Genomic DNA, 23,823 nt, shown 5'->3' with positions numbered 1-23,823 from the left:
CATGACTGACGCCCCTCTTGTTCTGGCCTTTGACACCTCTGCCCCACATTGCACGGCTGCGCTGATGCGCGGCGGTGAATTGATCACATCCCGTTTCGAAGAGATGGCCCGTGGCCAGGCCGAACGGCTGATACCCCTTCTCGAAGAGGTGTTGGAGGAAGGCGGCGCGAGTTGGCAGGATCTCTCCGCGATTGGCGTCGGCATCGGTCCGGGCAATTTCACCGGTATACGGATCTCGGTCGCGGCGGCGCGTGGACTGGCCTTGGGCCTGGACCTTCCCGCTGTCGGAGTGTCGCAATTTCAGGCCCTTGCCTGCGGCTATGACTGGCCGGTTGTGTGCAGCGTCGCGGCACCGCGTGATCGGATCTATCTGCAGACCTTGAACGATGGAACCAGATCTGATCCTGCCTTTGGCCTGCTCGACGACCTGCCCATGCCTCATTCCAAAGCCGAAGCCGCGGTAATAGGAGCACAGGCTGAGACCATAGCCGAGCGCACCGGTGGGCGGGTTTTGCAGCCGCGTTACCCTTTGGCCGAGGCCATTTCGCGCGTAACCCTGCAGCGCATGCATAACGTATCGCTGCCCGCCCCGGCACCGCTCTATATCCGCCCCGCAGATGCGGCCCCATCCAAACTCACACCGCCCACCATTCTGCCCGAGACCCAGCCATGACGCCGGCAGACATGGCGGCGTTACATGCGCGCTGTTTTCCCGACCGACCATGGGACGAGGCCGAGTTTTCCCAGCTTCTCGATCAGAGTAATATTGTCGCCGTCACTGCCCCCTTTGGCTTTGCCCTAGCCAGCCTGATTGCGCCCGAGGCAGAGATTCTTACCGTTGCCGTCGCCCCCGATCAGCGCCGAAAGGGCATCGCTCAGGATCTATTTCGGACTCTTTGGTCAAAAATTGAGCAGCGTGAAATTACAACCGTTTTCCTGGAAGTCGCCGCCGATAATACACCCGCGTTAAAGCTATATGATTCTCTGAACTTTCAAGAGGTTGGACGGCGTAAAGCCTATTACGCCCGCCAGGGTACCCCGGCTCAGGATGCCCTCGTTCTTCGGTGTGAATTAACCTAGGGGAATCGCGCCTAAACACGGGTTTTGGCAAGATTTCGGTTGACCCTGTTGCATCGCTTTGGCCTTATTCACGTCATCACTAACGAAATGGCGACAGGACTCGCCATTCACCTTTGATCCACACCTGGGAGCGATAACATGACTTTCATGAAAACCATTCTCGGCTCTGCCGCAGCTCTGGCCCTGTCCGCCGGTGCCGCGCTGGCGGACCCGGCTCTGATCTATGATCTGGGCGGCAAGTTCGACAAATCCTTTAACGAAGCCGCCTTTGGTGGTGCTGAAAAATGGGCGGCTGAGACAGGTGGTTCTTACAAGGACATCGAAATCCAGTCCGAAGCACAGCGCGAGCAGGCTCTGCGCCGTTTCGCCGAAGCGGGCTTTAACCCGGTTGTGACCACCGGTTTTGCCATTGCTGGCGCGATTGACGCCGTTGCTGCGGATTACCCGGACACCAAATTCGTCACCATCGACGGTTGGGTTGACCCGGCGAAACACCCTAACGTTCTGTCCATCCTGTTCTCTGAGCATGAAGGATCCTACCTTGTTGGCATGATGGCCGGCATGGCGTCGAAATCCGGCACCGTTGGCTTTGTCGGCGGCATGGACATTCCGCTGATCCGCAAATTCGCCTGTGGCTATGCCCAGGGTGTCATGGCGGCAAATGCAGACGCCAAGGTTATTTCCAACATGACCGGCACCACCCCGGCCGCCTGGAACGACCCGGTAAAAGGCTCTGAACTGGCGCGCGCGCAAATCGGCCAAGGCGCTGACGTGATCTTTGCCGCTGCTGGCGGCACCGGTCTGGGCGTTCTGGAAACCGCCGCCAAAGAGGACATCCTGTCCATCGGCGTTGACAGCAACCAGAACCACCTGTTCCCGGGTGAGGTTCTGACCTCCATGCTCAAGCGTGTGGACGTGGCCGTGTTTGACTCCATGACCCAGGGTGCTGATCTGGAAACCGGTGTCAAAGTCTTTGGCACTGCACAGGACGGTGTTGGCTATGCGCTGGACGACAACAACGCAGCGCTGGTCTCTGACGAGATGAAAGCAGCCGTGGACGCCGCGCGCGAACAGATCATCGCAGGCGAGCTAAAAGTGCATGACTATTCGTCCGACGACAGCTGCCCGGTTCTTCAGTTCTAACTGACCTGAATAAACAGCCAATGCGGGCTGCGTCGATCCATGGCGCAGCCCGTTTTCTTTTTCGTCACCTGTGATCGACCCATGCTTTACCCACCCCGCCCATCCCACAGGAGAGCCCCATGAACAGACGTAGGTTCGTGGCAGGCAGCCTTGCGGCGGGTGTGGTGCCGGGATTTGCCGGGGCTGAACCGGCTGGGTTTTACGTCCCTGCCGAAGAGGTGCCGCATGAGCGCACGATCATGCAATGGCCGGTCAGCAGGAAGGTCTATGACGACACCTATTTCCTCGACACGGTGCAGGCGACGATTGCCGAGATTGCCAATACCATTGCCGATTTTGAACCGGTGACGCTTTTGGCTGGCAAAGAGCACCACGCGCATATCCGCAGACAAGTTTCTGAGCAGGTCGCGCTGCTGGACATCCCGACCGAGGATCTATGGGCGCGCGATGCCGGACCGATCACCGTGATCGATGACCAAGGCAACCGCGCCTTTCGCCATATCCAGTTCAACGGTTGGGGCAATCGCCAAACGCACAGCAATGATGGCAAGATCGCCGAACGGTTGGCGCGTCACTTTGATCTGCCCTTGCTGCCCTCCCCACTCAAAGGTGAAGCGGGTGGCGTTGAACAGGACGGGCACGGGCTGCTGATCGCGCATGAAAGCTCCTGGATCCATTCCAACCGCAATCCCGGCCTCAGCAAAGAGGCTGTGACAAAGGCGCTGCTTGAGGCCTATGGAGCCGAGCGGTTGATCTGGGCACCGGGTGTCAAGGATCAGGACATCACCGATTACCATATCGATTCACTGGCGCGGTTGATCGGCCCCGGTCATGTCTTGATCAACCTTCCGGATGATCCTGACCCGTATGATCCCTTCCACCAAGCCGCGCTTGAGACTCATGACATCCTCAAAGCCGCCGGACTAACGATCGACGTGATCCCGGAACCCAATCGCAGACGTGTCCAAAGCGAAGATTTCGTCGCCTCTTATGCCAATTTCTACGTCTGCAACGGCGCTGTGATCTCGGCGCAATTCGGCGACCGGGAAACCGATGCCATCGCCCTGAACGCCTTGCAAACCGCCTATCCCGACCGCGAGGTCATTCAACTCAACACCGACCCATTGGGCGAAATCGGAGGAGGAATTCATTGCGCCACGCATGAAATACCTGCGGGCACCTAAACGAAGCCAAGGATTCAAGGCCTTTCTGCCCTGCTCCCCTTGACTCATTGACCGCAACACAAAACAACTAAACTTTGAGCAAAAATTGGCCCATCAGACCGGGGTGAGTCTGAACCAATAACGGGCCCGAACAAAGGCATGCTCTCGGGGAGACCACATGACCGAAACAGCCGCTATCGAACTCAAAGGCATTTCCAAAGCCTTTGGGCCCGTGCAGGCCAACAAGGATATCTCGATCAAGGTGATGCCGGGTACAATCCATGGTATTATCGGCGAGAACGGGGCCGGCAAATCCACATTGATGTCCATTCTCTACGGCTTTTACAAAGCTGATCGAGGCGAGATTTGGATCAACGGCAAAAAGACCGAGATCCCGGATAGTCAGGCCGCAATTGCGGCAGGTATCGGCATGGTTTTTCAGCACTTCAAGCTGGTGCAGAATTTTTCGGTGCTGGAAAACGTGATCCTCGGGGCCGAAGACGGGGCGCTGCTGCGCCCCAGCCTGAACAAGGCGCGCGGCGTGTTGAAACACCTCGCCGAAGAATACGAGCTACAGGTCGATCCCGAAGCGTTGATCGAAGACCTGTCCGTTGGCCACCAGCAGCGGGTCGAGATCCTCAAAGCGCTTTATCGCGAAGCCGACATCTTGATCTTGGATGAACCCACCGGCGTGTTGACCCCCGCCGAGGCCGACCACTTGTTCCGCATTCTCAATGGCTTGCGTGAAGAAGGCAAAACCATCATCCTCATCACCCACAAGCTGCGCGAGATCATGGAGATCACCGATACGGTCTCGGTCATGCGTCGTGGCGAAATGACAGCGACGGTGAAAACCGCTGAAACCAATCCCGAACAATTGGCCGAGCTGATGGTGGGCCGCAAGGTGTTGTTGCAGGTCGACAAAGTTCCGGCCAAACCTGCCGAACCCGTGCTTGAGGTCAGCAATCTGCGCCATATCGACGAAGACGGGGTTGAGCGCCTGAAAGGCATCGACCTGACCGTCCGCGCTGGCGAGATTGTCGGCATTGCCGGTGTGTCCGGCAATGGTCAGTCTGAGCTGATGCATGTGCTGGGCGGCTATGGCCACGCGACTGGCTCGATCAAGATGAATGGCCAAGAGCTGGACCTGACCGGAAAGCATTCTGATGGCCGGTCCCGCCGCGATCGTGGCATTGGTCACGTCCCCGAAGACCGCCACCACGAGGGCCTGATCCTCAATTTCAGCGCCTGGGAAAACTCGGTCTTTGGCTATCACCACGGCCCGGAAACCGGCAGCGGCATGCTGATGGATATCAAAGCCATGAAGCAAGAAGCCCAGGCCAAGATGGACCGCTTCGACGTGCGCCCGCCGCATCCCTGGCTCGCGGCCAAGAACTTTTCCGGCGGCAACCAGCAGAAAATCGTCCTGGCGCGCGAGATTGAACGTAACCCGGATCTGCTCTTGATCGGCCAGCCGACCCGCGGCGTTGACATTGGTGCGATCGAATTCATCCACCAGCAAATCGTGCAGCTGCGCGATGCGGGCAAGGCGATCTTGCTGGTTTCGGTCGAGCTGGACGAGATCATGTCGCTGTCGGATCGGATTGCCGTGATGTTTGACGGCCAGATCATGGGCGAACGCCTGCCCTCTGAAACCGACCAAACCGAACTTGGCCTGTTGATGGCCGGTGTGACAAACCCCAAGGAGCTGGCCCATGGATAAGATGCCCGCCTGGGCCGATGCGGTCCTTGTCCCGTTGATCTCGGTCTTTCTGGCCGCTGCAATCTCTGCGCTGGTCATCCTGTCGATCGGGGAAAACCCGCTTAACGCCTTTTCGATCATGGTAGAAGGCGCGCTAAGCTCGTCGCGTGGCATTGGCTATACGCTCTACTACGCCACCAACTTCATCTTTACCGGTCTCGCCGTGGCCGTCGCCTTTCACGCCCGTATGTTCAATATCGGCGGCGAAGGTCAGGCGATGATTGGCGGGCTGGGCGTGGCGCTGGTCTGCCTGTTCATCCCGTGGCCACATTGGTCACTGGCGCTGCTCGGCGCGACGGTGATTGCAGCCCTGTTTGGCGCGGCCTGGGCCTATATCCCAGCCTTTTTGCAAGCCAAACGCGGCAGCCATATCGTGATTACCACCATTATGTTCAACTTTATCGCCTTTTCGCTGTTGAACTATGTGCTGGTGAACATGCTGAAGCCGCAAGGGTCCAGCGACCCGGCCACCGCGCGCTTTCCCGAGGCGACGCATCTGCCGACCTTCCAAAGCATGTTCTCCACCGCTGATAACGTGATGTTCCGCAATGCGCCGGCCAATGTGACCTTTTTCATCGCGCTGCTGGCCTGTGTCGCGGTCTATCTGCTGATCTGGCGCACCCGTCTGGGTTACGAACTGCGCTCGTTCGGCCAAAGCGAAACCGCCGCCGTATATGCTGGTATTTCACCGGTCAAAATCACCATCGTCGCGATGCTGATCTCGGGTGGTTTGGCAGGCCTGATGGCGCTGAACACCACCATGGGCGAAGCCGAACGCCTGGTTCTGAACGCGACCGAAGGCGCAGGCTTTATCGGTATTGCGGTGGCACTGATGGGCCGATCACACCCGGTTGGCATCCTGCTGGCGGCGCTGCTCTTTGGTTTCCTCTACCAAGGCGGCACCGAGCTTGCCTTTTGGACCAGCATCCCGACCCAGCTGATCATCGTGATCCAGGCTCTGGTGATCCTGTTCACCGGTGCGCTCGACAATATGGTGCGCATGCCGCTTGAAAAAATCTTCCTGAATATCCGCAAGGGAGACGCCTGATGGATCTCGCCGTAATTATCCAGGTGCTGGACAGCTCCATCCGTCTGTCCACCCCTCTCTTGTTGGCCTGCCTGGCTGGGCTGTTCTCGGAACGTGCCGGGATCTTTGACATCGGGCTTGAGGGCAAGATGCTGATCTCGGCCTTCGCCTCGGCGGCCTTTGCCTTTACCACCGGTAATGTCTGGATTGGCCTGATGGCCGGGATCGGCGCGTCGCTGGCGCTGTCGGCCATTCACGGGCTGGCCTCGATCACCTTCCGGGGCAATCAGCTGATCTCGGGTGTGGCGCTGAACTTTCTCGCCTCGGGTCTGACGGTTCTGATTGCGCAAAACTGGTTCAAGCAAGGCGGGCGCACGCCCACCATCCCAGAAGAGCAACGCTTCCAGGACATCACCCTGCCCTTTGCCGACGCGCTGCGCGACGTACCTGTCTTTGGGCCGATCTATTCGGACCTGATCTCGGGCCATTCGGCGCTGGCCTATATCGCCTTCCTGATGGTGCCGCTGACATGGTGGGTGCTGTTCCGCACCCGCTTTGGCCTGCGCCTGCGCGCTGTGGGCGAAGCCCCGGATGCGGTGGATACGGCGGGTGTTTCGGTGATCGGCCTGCGCTTTGCAGCCGTCGGGACTTGCGGCGTGCTCTGCGGCATTGCCGGGGCCTATCTGGCCACATCCCTGCAAGCGGGCTTTGTCAAAGAGATGACGGCAGGGCGCGGCTATATCGCGCTGGCGGCACTGATCTTTGCCAAATGGCGCCCTTGGTATGCGCTGATGGCATGCCTCTTGTTTGGCTTCCTGCAAGCGGTGGCCTTGCGCTTCCAAAACATCCGCTTGGGTGATTTTGTCATCCCCGTCCAGTTGATGGAGGCCCTGCCCTATATCCTGACGGTGGTGATCCTGGCCGGGTTCGTCGGCAAAGCCATTCCACCCCGCGCTGGTGGCGAGCCCTACGTCAAGGAACGCTAATCGCGGCACGCAACGCCCCCCCGCAACACCAATCGTTTGCGGGGGCTTTTTCTTGGTCAAATCTCTTGACTTGGAGTGGCTCCAAGCCAGTAACTCCCATTGTGTTCACAACTTCGGAGCACAACATGACCTCTCGTATCGAAACCTTCCTTGCCAGCCTCAGTGATCTGGACCAAGCTACCACCCTGATCACCGAGGATGCCAAATTCATCGCCGTGCGCGCAGAAACCTATGCCGATCTCCCCCTCTATGGCACCTATACCGGTTCCGAAGGATTACGTGCCTTTATTGCCGCCCTTCGCCAGCATTTTGACACCCAAAGCTTTGTCGTGGACGATGTGATCGAGAACGACACCACCGGGGCCGCCTTTGGCCGTTTCGAACATATCATACGCCAGACCAGGAAAACCTTTCGCAGCCACTGGGCGCTGAAAACAACCTTTCACAAGGGCAAGCTTTCCTCCTATCATTTCTATGAGGACACCGCCGCCCTCGAAGAGGCGATGAACCAACGCACCACAAGCAAAGAAACCTTGTCATGAAAATTGCCGAAGCCGCCGCAGAAAGTGATCTAAGTGCCGACACCATCCGGTTCTACGAACGCGAAGGATTGGTCGGCCCAATCGCACGCAGCCCCGATGGGCATCGGGCGTTTTCGGCCAAGGATTTGCGCTGGCTTCGGCTCTTTGAACGTTTGCGCTCGACTGGGATGCCCCTGAACGAAATGCGCCGATATGCGGAACTAGCTCGTTCAGGCGACGCAACGCTTGCGCTGCGCAAGGCAATGTTGGTGCGACATCAACACAGGCTGGAACACCAACAGAGTCGCATTAACGCCTGCAGAACATTGATTGAGGAAAAGATCGTTTTGTATACTCAACAGGAAGAACAGTCTCAAAAGGAGCAACTCCCGTGACCGGAGCATCAAATCGGTCTCATTTTTGACGCACAGACTGGGCCAGTCACTGACTATCCATGAGTCCACAAACAAACCCGCCTCGCTGCACTTGCATCATCATGCCTGATGACGCTAGGAAAGATCATGCAGGTCTACCTTCCTATCGCCGAAGTTTCCGTCAATGCCTTTCTACTGCTGGGGTTGGGGGGCCTTGTTGGCGTCCTGTCCGGCATGTTCGGAGTGGGTGGCGGGTTTTTGATGACTCCGCTTTTGTTCTTTATCGGCATCCCGCCCGCGGTTGCCGTCGCAACAGAAGCCAACCAGATCGTTGCCTCGTCCTTTTCCGGGGTTCTGGCGCATTTCAAACGACGAACGGTGGACTTACGAATGGGCACGGTGCTGCTCATCGGCGGTTTGGTCGGGGCGGCACTGGGTGTTGTGGTCTTCAACTATCTCAAAAGTGTCGGCCAGGTCGATTTGCTGGTCAAGCTGTGCTACGTAGTCTTTCTTGGCGTGATCGGCGGCCTGATGTTTGTCGAAAGCCTGAACGCCATCCGCAAAACCAATGCGGGCGTGGTGCCAAAGCGCAAGAAACACAACTGGATCCATGGCCTGCCCTTCAAGATGCGGTTCCGCACTTCGGGGCTCTATATCTCGGTGATCCCTCCGCTTATGGTTGGGGTTTGCGTCGGTATTCTGGCGGCCATCATGGGTGTGGGCGGCGGCTTTATCATGGTGCCTGCGATGATTTACCTGCTGGGCATGCCAACCAAAGTTGTTGTCGGCACCTCGCTTTTCCAGATCATCTTTGTCACCGCCTTCACCACGCTCTTGCACGCGACCACCAACTTTACCGTTGATATTGTTCTGGCGGTTCTTCTGCTGGTTGGCGGCGTTATCGGTGCCCAATTCGGCGCGGTGATCGGGGCCAAGCTCAAGGCGGAACAGCTGCGTATCCTGCTGGCCCTGATGGTGATCGGCGTCTGCGCGAAACTGGCGCTGGATCTCTTGCTTATGCCCGGCGAACTCTACAGCCTCGGCGCGGCGGGAGGCCACTGATGCGTCTCCTTCTCACCTTCCTTCTGTTTTTCGCATTGCCTCTCAAGGCCGAAGAGGTCGTGCTGGGCCTCAGTCAAGACACGATCTCGATTGACGCCAATTTCAGCGGGTCCGAGATTTTGATCTATGGCGCGATCAAGCGCGAAACCGAAATTCCCGAGGAGCTGCTTCAGGTCATCATTACCGTTGCGGGGCCGTCCCAGCCTGTCACCGTGCGCAAGAAAGACCGCCGCTTTGGCATCTGGGTCAATACCGAAGCGGTCGAAGTCGACAGCGCCCCCAGCTTCTACGCGGTCGCCACCTCTCATGAATGGCCCCTGGTCATTTCCGATACCGAGGACCTGCGCCACAAAATCTCTGTCGAACGTGCCATTCGCGCCGTGGGCGTCGCTGCAGATGACCCGCAGCGGTTTACCCAGGCGTTGACGCGCATCCGAACCTCGGAAGACAAATACCAGCAACGCGATTTCGAAGTGAACCTGCGCCAGCAAACCTTGTTTGACACAGCCATCAAGCTTCCGGCAAACCTGACCGAAGGGGCTTATAAAACCCGCGTCTTCCTGACCCGCAACAAAGAGGTCATCTCGGTTTATGAAACCGAAATTGAGGTGCGCAAGGTTGGTTTGGAACGCTGGCTGTTCACTCTGTCGCGCCAGCAACCGCTGCTCTACGGGCTCATGTCTCTGGCCATCGCCATCGCGGCGGGTTGGGGGGCCTCGGCCGCCTTCCAGATCCTGCGCCGCAGATGAGCCGTCAGCCCCCGTCGACCCGCGATCAGTACAAGGGATTTGTGCCCCTGCAAACCCGCTGGGCCGATAATGACGCCTATGGGCATCTGAACAACGCCACCTATCTGTCGCTCTTTGATACGGCGATGAGCCTCTGGCAGCTTCAAAACGGCATCGACATTCAGGGCCCCGACGCCCTGCGCTTCCTTATCGTCGAATCCGGCTGCCGCTACTTCGCTGAGCTGGCCTTTCCCGACGACCTAAGCGCCGGTCTGCGCATCCCGCATATCGGCACCAGCTCCTACCGTATGGAATTTGCCCTGTTCAAAGCGGGCCAGTCAACCGCGACCGCCGAAGGGTTCTTTACCCAAGTGCTGACCGACCAAAGCTCAACCCCCATCCCAATCCCACCGCAAACGCGCGCCATCCTTGAAACCCTGCGCTAGGCTCGGTTTACAAAATCCGGCGTCTTCTTTGGGCCAAAAATATCCCGGGGAGTCTCAAGCTTGCTTGAGACGGGGCAGCGCCCCCTACCCCTTCTCGTGGAAGAAATCATAGATCTTTTCTGCCAGGGCCTCACTGACCCCATCCACCGCCTTCAGATCCACCAGATTGGCGCGGCTCACCGCCTTGGCTGATCCAAAATGCGCCAGCAGCGCCCGTTTTCGCGCCGCACCAACCCCCGGCACCTCGTCCAGCGGATTGGCCAGTTGTGATTTGGCACGTTTCGCCCGGTGTGTGCCGATGGCAAAGCGGTGCGCTTCGTCCCTGAGACGCTGCACAAAATAGAGGATCGGATCATTGTGGCGCAGGGCAAAGGGGCGCTCTCCCACGCGGTGAAACTCCTCTTTGCCGTGATCCCGATCCACCCCTTTGGCCACCCCGACCATGGGCACATCTTCGACCGAGTATTCGCGCATGATCTCAGCCACAGCCGAGACCTGCCCCGCCCCGCCATCGATCAGCAGCAAATCCGGCCACAGCCCTTTGGAGCGATCCGGATCCTCCTTGAGCAACCGGGTAAAGCGGCGGGTCAGCACCTCTTTCATCATGCCGAAATCATCGCCTGGGACGAGGTCTTCGCCCTTGATGTTAAACTTGCGGTACTGGTTCTTCATAAACCCGTCCGGCCCGGCGACAATCATGCCGCCCACCGCATTGGTGCCCTGGATATGCGAGTTGTCGTAAACCTCGATCCGTTCAGGCGGGCCATCCAGACCAAAGGCCTCGGCAACGCCGCGCAGCAATTTGGCTTGGGTCGCTGTCTCGGACATCTTGCGCGCCAGGCTTTCGCGGGCATTGCGGGCCGCCCCATCAACCAGCTCGGCCTTTTCCCCGCGCAAGGGCACAGCGATCTCGACCTTGCGACCCAGCTTGTCGCTCAGCGCCTCTTGCATCAGGTCGTCATTTTCAATTCCGTGGTTGAGCAGGATCAGCCGCGCCGGATCCTTCTGATCATAGAACTGGCCCATGAACGCCTCGAGGATCTCAGCTGGATCCACATCCTCGCCCACACGCGGGTAGAAATCCTTGTTCCCCCAGTTCTGATTGGCGCGGATAAAGAACACCTGCACACAGGCCTGTCCCTTTTCAAGATGCAGCGCGATCACATCCGCCTCGGGCACGGTGCGTGGGTTGATACCCTGCGCCGTTTGCACCTGTGTCAGCGCCTTGATCCTGTCACGCAAAGCGGCGGCGCGCTCAAACTCCATCTCATCCGAGGCCTGCTGCATTTGCTCTGCCAGCGTTTCCTGGATCTGCGTTGATTTGCCCTGTAGAAACCGCGCCGCATCCTTGACGCTATCGGCATATTCCTCGGGGCTGATCTTGCCCACACAGGGCGCACTGCAGCGTTTGATCTGGTATTGCAGACAGGGCCGCGTGCGGGTGGAAAACATGGAATCGCTACAATTGCGCAGCTGAAAGCCACGTTGCAACTGATTGAGCACCCGGTTCACCGCCCCGGCGCTGGCAAAGGGGCCGAAATAGCTGCCACCCTCTTTCTTGGCCCCGCGATGTTTCTTGATCATCGGGTAGTCGTGATCGGTGACCAGAATATTGGGAAAGCTTTTGTCGTCGCGCAGCAGCACGTTGAACTTGGGCTTAAGCTGCTTGATCAGGTTCTGCTCGAGCAGAAGCGCCTCGGTTTCGGTCTTGGTGGTCAAAAACATCATTGACCGGGTTTCCGAAATCATCCGCGCAATGCGCCGCGAATGACCGCTTGGCCGTGCGTAATTCGACACCCGTGCGCGCAGGTTGCGCGCCTTGCCAACATACAAAACCCGCGATTGTTCATCCAACATCCGATAGACGCCTGGAGAGGAATCCAGAGTCTTCAGATATCCGTGAATAATGTCATATCCAGTTTGCATGTTTTCATCTTACTCGCGGGGCTCAGCGCAAATCATGGGTGAATGATTCCCTCTGCGCGCTGCAATGCCAAGGGTCCATGTTCAAGGTTTTTTACATCCACCGTTTCTGTGGATAACTCTGTAGGCAAATTCTGTGTATACACATTTTTCCCTTGTTTTTGGGGCTTTTTTGACAGTTGCTTATTTTTTAGGCAAAATGTTAAGTGATTGTTTTTAAACATTAAAAACATCGAAATTTGCCAAGCCCTTGAGACCATTAGGAAAATTGTAACGCTTTCTTAACGCTTATGTGACCGGTGCAAAACTTGCATCGCGCGCCTATTATTCCACTCCCAGAATGTCCGGCGTTTGCCATGCCAGATGCTGTCCTCCATCGGTGCAGATCAACTGCCCCGTAACCCCCGGCGCATCCAGAAAATAGCCCAGCGCCGCAGTGATATCCTCGGGGTTAGAGCCGCGTTCCAGCACCGTATTGCGCCGCTGTGCGTCGAAATGGGTCTGGCTTTGGCGCGCCCCGATCAAGGTTGGCCCAGGGCCAATGGCGTTCACCCGCACCCGCGGGGCCAAGGCCTGCGCGGTGGTCTGCGTCATCGCCCAAAGCCCCATCTTGGCAAGGGTATAGCTCATGAATTCCGGGGTCAGTTTGCGCACCCGTTGATCAAGCATATTGACGATCAACCCTCGCGCAATCGGCTCGCCCCGCGCATCGACACCCGCCTCGGGCACTTGCCGCTCAAAACACTGCGTCAACACGAAAGGCGCGCGCAGGTTGCTTTCCATATGCCGATCCCAGCTTTGCCGATCAGCGCTGTGGACATTGTCATATTCAAAGACCGAAGCGTTGTTCACCAACACGGTCAGAGGACCGCCCAACGCGTCCACAGCCCGCCCGAGCAAAGCTTGTGATTGGTCCTCATCCAGCAGATCCGCCTGCAAAGCAACCGAGCGGCGCCCCAATGCTTCGATTTCGGCCACAGTCTCCTGCGCGTCCTCTTTGGACCCGGCATAATGCACAGCAACGTCATAGCCGCGCTGCGCCAGATACAGCGCCATCGCTTTGCCCAGCCGCCGCGCGGCCCCGGTCACCAATGCCTGCATCTCTGCCTCCCTATGTCAGGACGAGCAGAATGTAGCTCACATATAGCCCCGAGAGAACCACCCCCCAGACGCGGCCCAGATCCTTTTTGAACAGCACAAATGGGATCAGCAGGATCGACGCGCCCAGCATGACCCAGATGTCAAACTCCAACAGCTCGGGATCAACAGGCATCGGCGCGATGGTCGACGCAACGCCGATAATAGCCAACAGGTTGAACATGTTGGAGCCGATCACATTGCCAATGGCCACATCCGCCTGCTTGCGAATGGCCGCCATCACAGTGGTCGCCAATTCGGGCAAAGACGTACCCAGCGCCACCAGCGTCAGGCCAATCACCGTATCCGGCACGCCAAACATCTCAGCAATCTCGGTGGCGCTATCCACCAGCAAATCCGCCCCCAAAGGCAGACCAATCAGGCCCAGCAGCAGGAACAACCCGATCTTCCAACCCGGCATGTCCGGATCTGCGCCCTCAGGCTCTTCCAGATCATCGCTGCACGGATCACAGCCATCGCGACGATGCAGCAGCGCATCGCGCATCGCATCCCCTAGGATCAGCGCCAGGGCGGCCAGCAAAATCAGGCCGGAGATCCAGTCAAACACCCCACGAAACGCCAGGACAATGAACAGGATCGAACCCGCGATCATCTGGTAATAGCTTTTGCGCGTATCACATTGGCTGGTATGCATCACCGTGATCAGCGCAGGCACGCCCAGAACCAGCAGCACATTGGCGGTGTTGGACCCAATGACATTGCCCAGCGCAATGCCCGGCACGCCCTCAAGCGCCGCTTGTACCGAAATCAACAGCTCGGGCGCAGAGGTGCCAAAGGCCACAATCGTCAGGCTGACAATCAGCGCCGGAACGCCAAGCCGCAAGCTGAGATTCACCGCCCCCTTGACCAGCGCATCCCCCGCCAAAAGCAGGATCAGCAGCCCGAGAACCGCAAAGACAAAGACCATCTCAGCCCTTTCTTTTGCCACAGTCACAGGGACCGCGGCCAATCTTGTATCGCCCACAACGCGGGCATTTTGCTGATTTCAATCGGGCCTGCCCCGGAAAGCGCAGCCGTCCGAACATGGCCAAAACCGCCATAAATACCAGAAAGATAGAGACGATCTTGACCAACACGCTATAGCCCGAAACGCGCGAACAGGGCCCGCTCCTCAATTTCGCTCATCGCGCCCTGCATGGCTTGCACGCCAAGGCGCGGCAAAAGCGGGCGGCGTTGTTCAAAACGGCGGAATTGCACCTTGCCGCCAAAGCGGTCCTTCATCACCGGCACCAGATGTCCGATCTCATCCGCCAGCCCGACCTCGATGGCCGATTGGCCAATCCAGACCTCGCCGGTGAACAGATCCGGGTTATCGGCCAGCTTTTCACCGCGCCGATCGCGCACATGGCCGATGAATTGCTCATGCAACTGCCCCAGCAGGCGATTCAAACGCGCCACGTCTTCTTCGTTTTCCGGTTTGAACGGGTCGAGCATGCTCTTGGATTTGCCCGCCGTGTGCACGCGCCGCTCAATCCCCTGTCTTTGCAGGAAAACATGCGCACCAAACCCGGCCGAAATAACCCCAATCGACCCCAGAATAGAACAGCTATCCGCAATAATCTCATCCGCAGCCGAGGCCAGCCAATAGCCCCCCGAAGCGGCCACATCTTCGACAAAGGCATAGACAGGCACGTCTTTTTCCTCTGCCAAACGCCGGATACGCGCGCCTATCAGCGCACTTTGCACAGGCGAGCCGCCGGGCGAGTTGATCTCAAGCGCAACAGCGGCAGGTTTGCTGCCAAAAGCTTTCTCCAACAGCCCCGCCACCGAGCGGTCGCTCAGACCGCCTCGACCAGAGGTTCCAATCGCACCCTGCAGGCGCACCACGGCGACCTGGGGATGTTTTTTGATGAATGGGATCCAGCGTCTCATGTTGGCTCATGTAGAGCCGCTTCCGCCGACAAACAAGAGGTTGCCCAGATAACATGACGCTTCGTCGGGCAATGTGACCCCATCACGTCACACCCCCTGTTTCTCTGGGCCAAAAATATCCCGGGGAGTCTCGAGCCTGCTCGAGACGGGGCAGCGCCCCAAGACCCCGTCAAAAAAAGCTCTGCGGGTCGATATCTATCGACATGCGCAAATCTCCCTTTAGCTGCACCTGACCGGCCCAATCCGCCAGGGCGCGCTGCAACATCACATCCTTGGGGGCCTTCACCAACAGCCGCACCCGGTGGCGCCCGCGCACCCGCGCAATCGGAGCCGGCGCCGGCCCATAGATCACCGCGCCCACCTTGCGCAACGGCCCATCATGACGTGCCAGATGGTTGCCAAGGTCAAAGACCTGCGCCACATCCTCACCTGACAAAACGATCCCGGCCAAACGGCCAAAGGGCGGCATCGCCGCCACGCGCCGCTCGTCCAGCTCGGCTTTCCAAAACGCCTCTTCATTCCCGGCCAGAATGGCGCGGATCACCGGGTGTTCCGGCTGAAACGTTTGCAACAACGCCTCCCCCCGCCGTTCCGAGCGCCCCGCGCGCCCGGCCACCTGGCGCATCAATTGAAAGGTCCGCTCCGCCGCGCGCAGATCCGAGCCTTGCAAGCCAAGATCAGCATCAATCACCCCAACCAGCGTCAACAAAGGAAAGTTATGCCCCTTGGCCACCAATTGCGTGCCAATGATAATATCCGCTGCCCCATCAGCAATGGCTTCGATCTGGCCCTTCAACTCGCGCGCCGTGCCATAGAGGTCCGAGGACAAAACCGCGATCCGCGCCTCCGGAAACTGCGCCTGCGCCTCTTCGGCCAGACGTTCCACACCGGGGCCAACCGGGGCCAGCTTGTCTTCGGCCCCGCAGGACGGGCAGGTCTCAGGGATCGGTTTGCTTTCACCACATTGATGGCAGACCAGCCGCTTTAGAAACCGGTGCTCAACCATGCGCGCATCACAATGATCACACCCAATCTGCTGTCCACAGGCCCGGCACAGCGTCACCGGCGCATAACCGCGACGATTGAGAAACAGCAAGGATTGCTCACCCCGTTCAATCCGTGCCGAGACCGCCCGTTTCAGGGCGGGCGAGATCCAGCTGTTCGAGGGCAAATCCTGACTGCGCATAACAATCGCGCGCATCTGAGGCAAAATCGCCGGACCATAGCGCGAGCTCAACACCACCCGATCATATTTCCCGGTCTCAGCATTGTTCCAACTTTCCAGCGAGGGCGTCGCCGAGGCCAACACCACCTGCGCCCCAAGGATCGAGGCGCGCAGCACCGCCATATCGCGGGCATTATAAAGCACACCATCATCCTGCTTGTAAGATGTGTCATGCTCCTCATCGACCACCACCAGCCCGAGCCGTTGAAACGGCAAAAACAGGGCCGAGCGCGCGCCGACCACCACCTGCGCCTGCCCCTGCGCCACCATACGCCAGACCCGGCGACGCTCGGTCATGGTCACGCCAGAATGCCATTCCGCCGGTTTCGCCCCAAAGCGCGCCTCGATCCGGGTCAGGAACTCGGCTGTCAGCGCGATTTCGGGCAGTAGCACCAGGGCCTGCCGCCGCTGCCGCAGCGCCTCGGCCACCGCCTCAAGATAAACCTCGGTCTTGCCTGACCCAGTCACCCCTTTCAGCAACACTGTATTATATTGCTTTGACGCTTGCCCTTCGCGCAAATGTGCCGCCGCTTTTTCCTGATCCTCGGTCAGCTCCTTGGCACCATAATCCGGTTCCAGCAAAGGATAGCCCGTATCACGTGGCGTTTGCTCTTCGCGCACCGCTCCAGTTTTGACCAACCCCTTGACCACCGAAGTCGTCACCCCGGCGCTTTCCGCCAGCTCTTTTAAGGTCAGGGACAGCCCGCCAAGGTCTCGGCAAGTCTCCAACACTCGGCGGCGGGCATCGGTCATGCGGCTCGGCTCCCCCTCGCCTAGCCGATAGATCTTTTGCATCGACGGCGGATCGCCCAGCCCCGGTGCCCGCGTCGCCAACCGCAACATCGCGTGCATGGGGGTCAGCGTATAGGCCCCAGCCTTTTGCAGAAAACTACGCATCTCATCGCGCATCGGGGCCACATCCAACACACGGATTACCTGGCGGATCTTGGAATAATCAAAATCGCCCCTGCCCGGCCCCCAGACCACACCAATCACCTTGCGCGGCCCTAGTGGCACCTCGACAAAGGCGCCCAAATGGCAGCCGCCTTCGGGCGCTCGGTAATCCAACAACCGATCCAGCGGCTGCGTCGTCTGCACCGCGACCAGCGCATTTTCCTCAAAAAAGCTCGTCATGAGGCCTCTAATCCTGTTAGCGCCAACATTTGCCCGACAATTAGGGTTCCGATACGCGTCTCCATGAGGTAAGACACCCGCGATCAATTGCCAAGCTTCGCCTGGGAGGGCACGCGCATGAAATTCTTCGTAGACACGGCCGAAGTCGACGCCATCGCCGAGCTGAACGCTCTGGGCATGGTGGATGGTGTGACCACCAACCCGTCGCTGATTGCCAAATCCGGCCGCGACATTCTGGAAGTCACCAAAGAGATCTGCGACATGGTCGAAGGCCCGGTTTCCGCTGAGGTTGTCGCGCTTGAGGCGGATGCCATGATCGCCGAGGGCCGCAAGCTGGCCGAGATCGCGGAAAACATCGCCGTCAAGGTGCCGCTGACCTGGGACGGGCTCAAGGCGTGTAAAGTGCTGTCTGACGAGGGCAAGATGGTCAACGTCACCCTGTGTTTCTCCGCCAACCAAGCGCTGCTGGCCGCCAAAGCGGGCGCGACCTTTATCTCACCCTTTATCGGTCGCCTGGATGACATCAATATCGACGGTCTCGACCTGATCGAAGACATCCGGACCATCTATGACAATTACGGCTTTGATACACAGATCCTGGCCGCCTCGATCCGTACCGCCAATCACATGGCCGAATGCGCCAAGATCGGCGCAGACGTGGCAACCGCCCCGCCTGCCGTGATCAAGAACATGGCCAACCACGTGCTGACCGACAAAGGTCTGGCGGGCTTCCTCGCCGATATCGAAAAGGCAGGCATCAAGATTGTCTAAACGCGGAAAACGGGGCGAAAAAGCCCCGCTTTGTCGCAAGGTGAACACCCGGACCCATGGGGTAAACCATGGGTCCGGGAAGCGCGCCGCTTATGAGCGCGGCACAAAATCCGGCGCACAGACCTCGATGCATTCAGGCCAGCGCCACGGTTTCGACTACACCCCTCTTTTTCGTTTTCTGCTGTCTCGGGTGGGGCAAGACTGGGACACGGTTTATTCCGAAGCCGTGTCACGATTGGACAAGCCCGAGCCGATTTTCTGGATCGTCGCCGAGCATGAAGCAGATCGGCGTGACCTAATCCGATATGGCGAAAGCAGCTACTTCAGTGGGTTGTTCATTGATGCGGAGGGCAAGCTGGCCGTGGTCGACCCTAGCATCACGCCCGAGCGTATCCAGCCACAATGCCCCTGCTGCACCCACAGCTTAAACGGCAAACCTGTCCCGCGCAAATTCGAAAAACACGGGTTGCCCTTGGTCGCCCCGCTTTAGGGTCAGGACCCATTAATTTAACGCCACTGGTTTGGTTGGTCTTGGTCCTGACAAGGCACGTCTCCGCAGGAATACTGGTTGTATTTCAAGGTGATGTAACGCAGCTCAGGGGCAAGACCAACCAAATCTTGCAGACGTAAGGAGCGCTGCAAAGCAGCGGCTTTGAACGCTTGAAATTGATCCCGCCAGTTCCGGCGCGTCCAAAACCCCTGCTTTATTGCCCTCCCTGCGCCAGCGACGTCAAATTAATGGGTCCTGACCCTAGGCACGCGCCACCAAATTCCATCCATGGAATTTGCAAATTCCGTGCACGGAATTTGTTGCGCCTAGGTTAAACGTTCGGCTCACCCTGCAAGCCCAGGATCTTGCGAAACCCGGTCCAATAGCCCGGCAGACGCGGCGGTTCCTGCATACCGTCCAGTGCCTCTTGCAACCATGGCTGCATGCGTCGCTCTGCAAAATCTCGTCCCCAGGCCAAATAGGCCTCGGCGTCATCCGGGCGCAACCGGCAGGCCGATCCAACCAAGCCGACCAGGGTTTCCGGCGGCGAATACCATTCATCCTGAATGCCGGTGACCTTCTTTTGCAGAAACGGTCCAACCCAGCGCATCAACCGCTTATCCGAATAGGTCAGCAGCATCTTGCCCATTTCGTCGCGCGAATAGTGGATCAAGGGCGGGAATGTGTCGAAAAAGACCGCACGCCCGTCCACATAGGCAAAATTCCGGATCGACGGGTGAAAGCCGATGCGCGTCTCAACCCCTTGGGCCCAGTGCCAAAAGGTAGCGATCACCTCGCCCGCGGCCGCCATCATGACCAATGTCTCGTCCAAGGGGCGCGACATCATCAGTGGGCGCATCATTGAATCCGCTGGCAGCGCCTCTTGCACAATCACCGGAATGCGGCTGCCCTCGATATCCAATAGAAAGAACTCGGTTTCCGGCAGCCCGACACCAGACGCATACATCGCCTGCACATAATCGTCGTGACATTGATGCAAACGCTCCAAGGCTGCGACATCACTCAAACCGCGATAGACCTTGATGACCTTATCCGCCAGCGGCCCGGATGTGGGGCGAAACGGCGCGCAGAAATAGCCGAGCTTTGAGACAGGCTGACCCCGTTCCGCAGAATCCGCGCGGATCAATCGGGCCAGTTCCGTTTGGTCAGTCATACCATGTCTCCTTTACCTGCCCGACCGGGCTGGCCCCCTGTAGCGCCTCATGCCTCGGGACGCCAGCCCATCCGGCAAAGCTCCACCCGCACCAAAACGCGGCTTAACCCGAACTTAACCAAAATGAAGCCATGGTTAGCGAGGTGAAAGGACCCCCTATGCTGACCCGGCTCCTCCTCTGCCTATGCCTGATTGCGCTTGTCTCCCAAGCCAAGGCCGGGGCTTGGCCGCGTCAGAAAGGGTCAGGATTTGCCAGTGTTTCTGTGCAGCTCAGCTGGCCGCAAAACATTCAACACTGGATCGATACCCAACCGACTGACCAATACCGCACCGCCTATCTGGAATATGGCCTTACAGATAAGCTCACGATTGGCCTGGATATTGGCAACTCCGTCTCCGGGGCCAGCAAAAGCATTGCGTTTCTTCAATATCCAATTCGAAATCGCGAGAAGGGTCCAAAGATCGCCTTTCAATTCGGAATTGGGCAGATATCCGGGGAACAGGTGGTCAGGCCCGGTCTTTCCTTGGGTTGGGGGCTAAAGAAAGGCTGGCTCAGCCTGGACAGTTTTATGGAAACCCGTACAGGCGACGGGGTCTCGGATTATAAGCTCGACATCACCTGGGGGCGCAACCTCGCGCGGGATCGCAAACTGCTGTTGCAGTTGCAAACCGGCATTCAACACGGCGACCCGGCCTTTGCGCGTTTTGCTCCGTCCTTGGTGACACCATTGGGAAAGCGGTTGAAAATGGAAACCGGCGCGACCTGGGGGTTGACCGGTGACAGCTCAATGGGGGTCAAATTCGGGTTGTGGACGGATTTCTGATACCGTCGCACAGCGGAACTGACTAAAGTTGCCATATGACCAATCCGATCCGCCCCACCGATGACCAAGCACGCGACATGGCGCGTGGTTTGATCCAAAACGCGCGGTTTGCCGCGCTGTCCTACCAAGACCCAAACCACCAAGCTCCAATGATCTCGCGCATTGCCTGCGTGCCCAGCCCTGCCAGTCAACTGTTGTCGCTGGTTTCGGACCTCAGCCACCACACAGTGGCCCTGGACGCAGATCCGCGCTGCGCCTTGCTGCTGGGTGAGCCCGGCGACAAGGGTGATCCGCTGACCCATCCGCGCCTCAGCCTGCAAGGGCGGGCAAGTTTTGTGCGCCACCAAGACCCGAACCATGCCGCTTTGGCCGCGCATTATTTGTCTCTCTACCCCAAAGCCAAGCTCTATATCGGCTTCGGAGATTTCCGCATCTTGTCCTTCGCCACGGAACGCGCCTTTTTGAACGGCGGCTTTGGCAAAGCCTACACCCTGACGCCACAGGACTTGCACTAAAAAAACCGGCCCCGAATTGGGGCCGATTTCCATCAGTTGCGAACCTTACTTGTCCATGCGGATCGTCACATTGGCATCGCCCAGCATGTCTTCTGGCCAAATCAACTGCACACGATCATCATTGGAACCGATCTGCGTTTGCGTGTAAGGCATATGGTTCCTGGTCACATTCGACGCATTGCGGGGCCGTGAGGTTGTCACCACGCTGTCCACATTCAGGGCAAAGCCCTCAAATGGCAGCTTGTTCCCAGTGTCCACTTCCCAGACCGAGGCGGCGGTGTTCTGGTCGTGATCAACGACCAGCGGGTTGGACGTTGCATAGGTCACGTTGTGATGCGTGTTGCCGACAAAGTTGATCTTTTTCATGCTGCTCTTGAGCACGCTGCCTTGCGACAGGTCGATCCGCTCTGCGCGTTCGATGGATGTCCCAACAACACGGAACGTGTTCCCGCTGACATTCAGACCATTGATGATGTGACCGGTCCCTACGGGTCTCCACACGATATAACTGAACGACGTACTGACATCCGAGCTGAGCATCACATTGTTGGTGATCGACAGACCCGCAAACCCGAACCCGCCGGTATGATCCGGCTCTGGCTCGCGTTCATTTGTCCACTCAATGAACGCATTGTCGATATAGTTGCCGGAAATCTGCGTGTTACAGGCCCGAACATTGATCACGATGCCCGCAGTCCGTGGCCCGCCAGCAACGCCCCCACCCTGGAAGAAGTGGTTGCCGGTGATGATGCTATGCGTGCCGCTCATCACCGCGAAATGGCGGAACTGCGAGGCCCGGCAATTGCGGATTTTCACGTCATTGGCGTTACAGGTAATCGCAACAGACTGACGATCCTGCGGGTTCAATCCACCTTCATGGCTGATGAACTGACACAGGTCGATCAACATGCCCTGACAGCCGTCACCAATCGAGGTAATCGCCCGGTGGCCGGGGCGGTTGAACACACAATTGCGGATCACGTTAACGGTGCCCAGACGCGGCAGAACCAGGCCCGAGGCCTCTTCACCACACTGGAATTCCAGACCTTCCAACTCGAACACGTTCAGACGTTCAAACCCGGTAAAGTCCAGAATGTATTTGAAACGGGTAAAGGTGTAGGTCTGCGTTGTCGGCGCGCGCGACAGAGGTTGCGACAGGGTTACCTGCTGAGCAGCGACATTGACCTCTTTCACATAAATCTCGCGCCCAACACCGATCGGCCCTTCGACCAGCGACCCAAGCGGAATGTTGGCCACGTTTGAGACATTGGTCAGAACCCAAGGGTTGCTGGCCGCATAGGTCGCCTGGCTGGTCACAACATCCGGGTCCCAGTTTGACGAGCTTTCCGCGCGCAACTGACCATTTCGGATCACCCGACGCTGCGCATAGGTTGTCCGGTTCGGAACTGCGGCCTGAACGTCAATCGGGCCGTGGATCGACACACGGCGACCGCCCAGATCCAGGCTTTCATGGTCAGCATTGTTCATCAGTGACTGCAACGCCTTCTTAAAGGCCAGCTCTTCGTCGCCACCAAACGCGTCGATATAGGTCGGCAGATCAAAGGCCTTGGTCAGCGAGAAAATCGCCGCATCCGGCATGGTCACGCTGCCCTCAAACTGAACACGGTGGTCCAGGGTGGTGGAGCTTGCCAAATGATAAGTCCCCGCAGACACCAGAATACGACGCCCATTGGCCGCCTGATCCGCTGCCTCAAAGGCCGCGCTGTCATCGGTCACACCGTCGCCAATGGCACCATAATCGCGCACATCGACCCAATTCATCATGTCGCGCAGGAACACGCCGGTGACATCCTCAATAACGATGTCATCAATGCGCACGATGCCACCATTCTGACCGGTCAGATCAATGCCGAAATGGCCGTAAACAGGCTGAGTGCCCCAAACCATATCAACACCATTGCGCGAGCCAACGCCGACAATGGCGCTGACTTCGACCACTTCACCATAGGTGGTCAGATCAACCGGCGTGGTGCTCAGCGTCACATTTGTGACGGCATTTTCATTGGCATCACCGGCCCAACCGGCGATACGCACCGCTGGCAACGCGCCCGAGATCGCCTTGACCTTGGCGGACACACGCAGGTAGCAGCCCGGCAAAATAGGCGTCTGCCCCATATAGCGCAGTTTCTGGACGCCGTCGGTCTTGAGAATTTCCAGACATCCGGCAAAATCCTGGTCCGCTGGTTCGAATGCGGCATTTGCATAGCCCGCATAGGTGGCCGAGCCTGGAATGCCGTCGCCACGAGAAAACTGTCCGAGATTACCCGCCGTAAATGCCGGAGGCATAAAGACCACACCGTCAGTAATCGCCTTATTCATGCTGTACCCTTTCGTCACAAGAGGCGCTGCGCCCCGATCGCGAAAGGGAAATAAGGAAGGGGTCTTAACGGGGCGAAACTGTACCGTTCGCCCCTACATGCGCTT

The 23,823-nt window shown here is 58.3% G+C and carries 23 protein-coding genes; 16 read left to right on the top strand and 7 right to left on the bottom strand.

The window, feature by feature from the left end:
- Window position 1 precedes the first annotated feature (1 nt).
- The 12 genes from tsaB (at window position 2) to CLV87_RS18970 (ending at window position 10,292) form a co-directional block, all read left to right on the top strand.
- On the top strand, window positions 2–673 hold the full coding sequence (gene tsaB / locus CLV87_RS19025) for a tRNA (adenosine(37)-N6)-threonylcarbamoyltransferase complex dimerization subunit type 1 TsaB (RefSeq protein WP_099248719.1): 672 nt from the start codon (window positions 2–4) through the stop codon (window positions 671–673).
- The gene (gene rimI, locus CLV87_RS19020) at window positions 670–1,080 is read left to right on the top strand and encodes a ribosomal protein S18-alanine N-acetyltransferase (protein ID WP_099248717.1); all 411 of its coding nucleotides are present in this window, start codon (window positions 670–672) and stop codon (window positions 1,078–1,080) included. The genes tsaB and rimI overlap by 4 nt, the downstream gene beginning before the upstream one ends.
- 138 nt (window positions 1,081–1,218) lie before the next feature.
- Entirely contained in the window at window positions 1,219–2,223 is a 1,005-nt protein-coding gene (locus CLV87_RS19015; RefSeq protein WP_099248715.1) for a BMP family lipoprotein, read from the top strand.
- Window positions 2,224–2,342: 119 nt separating this feature from the next.
- Window positions 2,343–3,407, top strand: a complete 1,065-nt coding sequence (locus CLV87_RS19010; RefSeq protein ID WP_099248713.1) for an agmatine deiminase family protein — start codon at window positions 2,343–2,345, stop codon at window positions 3,405–3,407.
- 157 nt (window positions 3,408–3,564) lie between these two features.
- Window positions 3,565–5,109 (top strand): ABC transporter ATP-binding protein, encoded by a 1,545-nt coding sequence (locus tag CLV87_RS19005; RefSeq protein ID WP_099248711.1) that lies wholly within the window; start codon window positions 3,565–3,567, stop codon window positions 5,107–5,109.
- Window positions 5,102–6,196 carry an ABC transporter permease gene (locus tag CLV87_RS19000; protein WP_099248709.1) on the top strand — a complete coding sequence of 365 codons (1,095 nt, stop codon included), beginning with the start codon at window positions 5,102–5,104 and terminating at the stop codon, window positions 6,194–6,196. Before CLV87_RS19005 ends, CLV87_RS19000 begins: the two co-directional genes overlap by 8 nt.
- Window positions 6,196–7,161 (top strand): ABC transporter permease, encoded by a 966-nt coding sequence (locus tag CLV87_RS18995; protein ID WP_099248707.1) that lies wholly within the window; start codon window positions 6,196–6,198, stop codon window positions 7,159–7,161. Before CLV87_RS19000 ends, CLV87_RS18995 begins: the two co-directional genes overlap by 1 nt.
- Window positions 7,162–7,286: 125 nt before the next feature.
- On the top strand, window positions 7,287–7,703 hold the full coding sequence (locus CLV87_RS18990; RefSeq protein ID WP_099248705.1) for a nuclear transport factor 2 family protein: 417 nt from the start codon (window positions 7,287–7,289) through the stop codon (window positions 7,701–7,703).
- Window positions 7,700–8,077, top strand: coding sequence for a MerR family transcriptional regulator (locus tag CLV87_RS18985; protein WP_099248703.1), 378 nt, complete (start codon window positions 7,700–7,702; stop codon window positions 8,075–8,077). The genes CLV87_RS18990 and CLV87_RS18985 overlap by 4 nt, the downstream gene beginning before the upstream one ends.
- A 126-nt stretch (window positions 8,078–8,203) precedes the next feature.
- On the top strand, window positions 8,204–9,118 hold the full coding sequence (locus CLV87_RS18980) for a sulfite exporter TauE/SafE family protein (RefSeq protein WP_099248701.1): 915 nt from the start codon (window positions 8,204–8,206) through the stop codon (window positions 9,116–9,118).
- A complete protein-coding gene (locus CLV87_RS18975; RefSeq protein ID WP_370739656.1) occupies window positions 9,115–9,867 on the top strand; it encodes a TIGR02186 family protein in 753 nt (250 codons plus the stop codon). Before CLV87_RS18980 ends, CLV87_RS18975 begins: the two co-directional genes overlap by 4 nt.
- On the top strand, window positions 9,864–10,292 hold the full coding sequence (locus CLV87_RS18970; RefSeq protein WP_099248697.1) for an acyl-CoA thioesterase: 429 nt from the start codon (window positions 9,864–9,866) through the stop codon (window positions 10,290–10,292). Before CLV87_RS18975 ends, CLV87_RS18970 begins: the two co-directional genes overlap by 4 nt.
- An 84-nt stretch (window positions 10,293–10,376) precedes the next feature.
- Here the strand turns inward: CLV87_RS18970 and uvrC are convergent, their stop codons facing one another.
- From uvrC to CLV87_RS18945, 5 genes are all read right to left on the bottom strand, one after another.
- The gene (gene uvrC / locus CLV87_RS18965) at window positions 10,377–12,218 is read right to left on the bottom strand and encodes an excinuclease ABC subunit UvrC (RefSeq protein ID WP_099248695.1); all 1,842 of its coding nucleotides are present in this window, start codon (window positions 12,216–12,218) and stop codon (window positions 10,377–10,379) included.
- 321 nt (window positions 12,219–12,539) lie between these two features.
- Window positions 12,540–13,316: an SDR family oxidoreductase gene (locus CLV87_RS18960; RefSeq protein ID WP_099248693.1), complete on the bottom strand. Its 777-nt coding sequence runs from the start codon at window positions 13,314–13,316 to the stop codon at window positions 12,540–12,542.
- A gap of 10 nt (window positions 13,317–13,326) precedes the next feature.
- Window positions 13,327–14,280 carry a calcium/sodium antiporter gene (locus CLV87_RS18955; RefSeq protein WP_099248691.1) on the bottom strand — a complete coding sequence of 318 codons (954 nt, stop codon included), beginning with the start codon at window positions 14,278–14,280 and terminating at the stop codon, window positions 13,327–13,329.
- 170 nt (window positions 14,281–14,450) lie between these two features.
- Window positions 14,451–15,245 (bottom strand): S49 family peptidase, encoded by a 795-nt coding sequence (locus CLV87_RS18950; RefSeq protein WP_099248689.1) that lies wholly within the window; start codon window positions 15,243–15,245, stop codon window positions 14,451–14,453.
- Between the two features lie 169 nt (window positions 15,246–15,414).
- Window positions 15,415–17,604 (bottom strand): primosomal protein N', encoded by a 2,190-nt coding sequence (locus CLV87_RS18945; RefSeq protein WP_099248687.1) that lies wholly within the window; start codon window positions 17,602–17,604, stop codon window positions 15,415–15,417.
- Window positions 17,605–17,721: 117 nt separating this feature from the next.
- Between CLV87_RS18945 and fsa the strand changes: the two genes are divergently transcribed.
- Window positions 17,722–18,375: a fructose-6-phosphate aldolase gene (gene fsa, locus CLV87_RS18940; protein WP_099248685.1), complete on the top strand. Its 654-nt coding sequence runs from the start codon at window positions 17,722–17,724 to the stop codon at window positions 18,373–18,375.
- A complete protein-coding gene (locus CLV87_RS18935; RefSeq protein WP_099248683.1) occupies window positions 18,368–18,865 on the top strand; it encodes a hypothetical protein in 498 nt (165 codons plus the stop codon). The genes fsa and CLV87_RS18935 overlap by 8 nt, the downstream gene beginning before the upstream one ends.
- 331 nt (window positions 18,866–19,196) lie before the next feature.
- Here the strand turns inward: CLV87_RS18935 and CLV87_RS18930 are convergent, their stop codons facing one another.
- Window positions 19,197–20,039, bottom strand: coding sequence for a DUF6206 family protein (locus CLV87_RS18930; RefSeq protein ID WP_099248681.1), 843 nt, complete (start codon window positions 20,037–20,039; stop codon window positions 19,197–19,199).
- Between the two features lie 158 nt (window positions 20,040–20,197).
- On the opposite strand from CLV87_RS18930, the gene CLV87_RS18925 reads away from it, so the two are divergent.
- Window positions 20,198–20,863 carry a hypothetical protein gene (locus CLV87_RS18925; RefSeq protein ID WP_099248679.1) on the top strand — a complete coding sequence of 222 codons (666 nt, stop codon included), beginning with the start codon at window positions 20,198–20,200 and terminating at the stop codon, window positions 20,861–20,863.
- A 35-nt stretch (window positions 20,864–20,898) separates the two neighbouring features.
- Window positions 20,899–21,378 (top strand): HugZ family pyridoxamine 5'-phosphate oxidase, encoded by a 480-nt coding sequence (locus CLV87_RS18920; RefSeq protein ID WP_099248677.1) that lies wholly within the window; start codon window positions 20,899–20,901, stop codon window positions 21,376–21,378.
- 45 nt (window positions 21,379–21,423) lie between these two features.
- Here CLV87_RS18920 and CLV87_RS18915 read toward each other — a convergent pair whose 3' ends face one another.
- The gene (locus CLV87_RS18915; protein WP_099248675.1) at window positions 21,424–23,718 is read right to left on the bottom strand and encodes a glycosyl hydrolase family 28-related protein; all 2,295 of its coding nucleotides are present in this window, start codon (window positions 23,716–23,718) and stop codon (window positions 21,424–21,426) included.
- Between the last annotated feature and the right edge of the window lie 105 nt (window positions 23,719–23,823).

Source organism: Pelagimonas phthalicica (assembly GCF_004364805.1).
In the GTDB taxonomy this organism is placed as follows: domain Bacteria; phylum Pseudomonadota; class Alphaproteobacteria; order Rhodobacterales; family Rhodobacteraceae; genus Pelagimonas; species Pelagimonas phthalicica.
The sequence above is the reverse complement of the archived record's forward strand: the minus strand, read 5'-3'. Positions and strand labels throughout refer to the sequence as shown.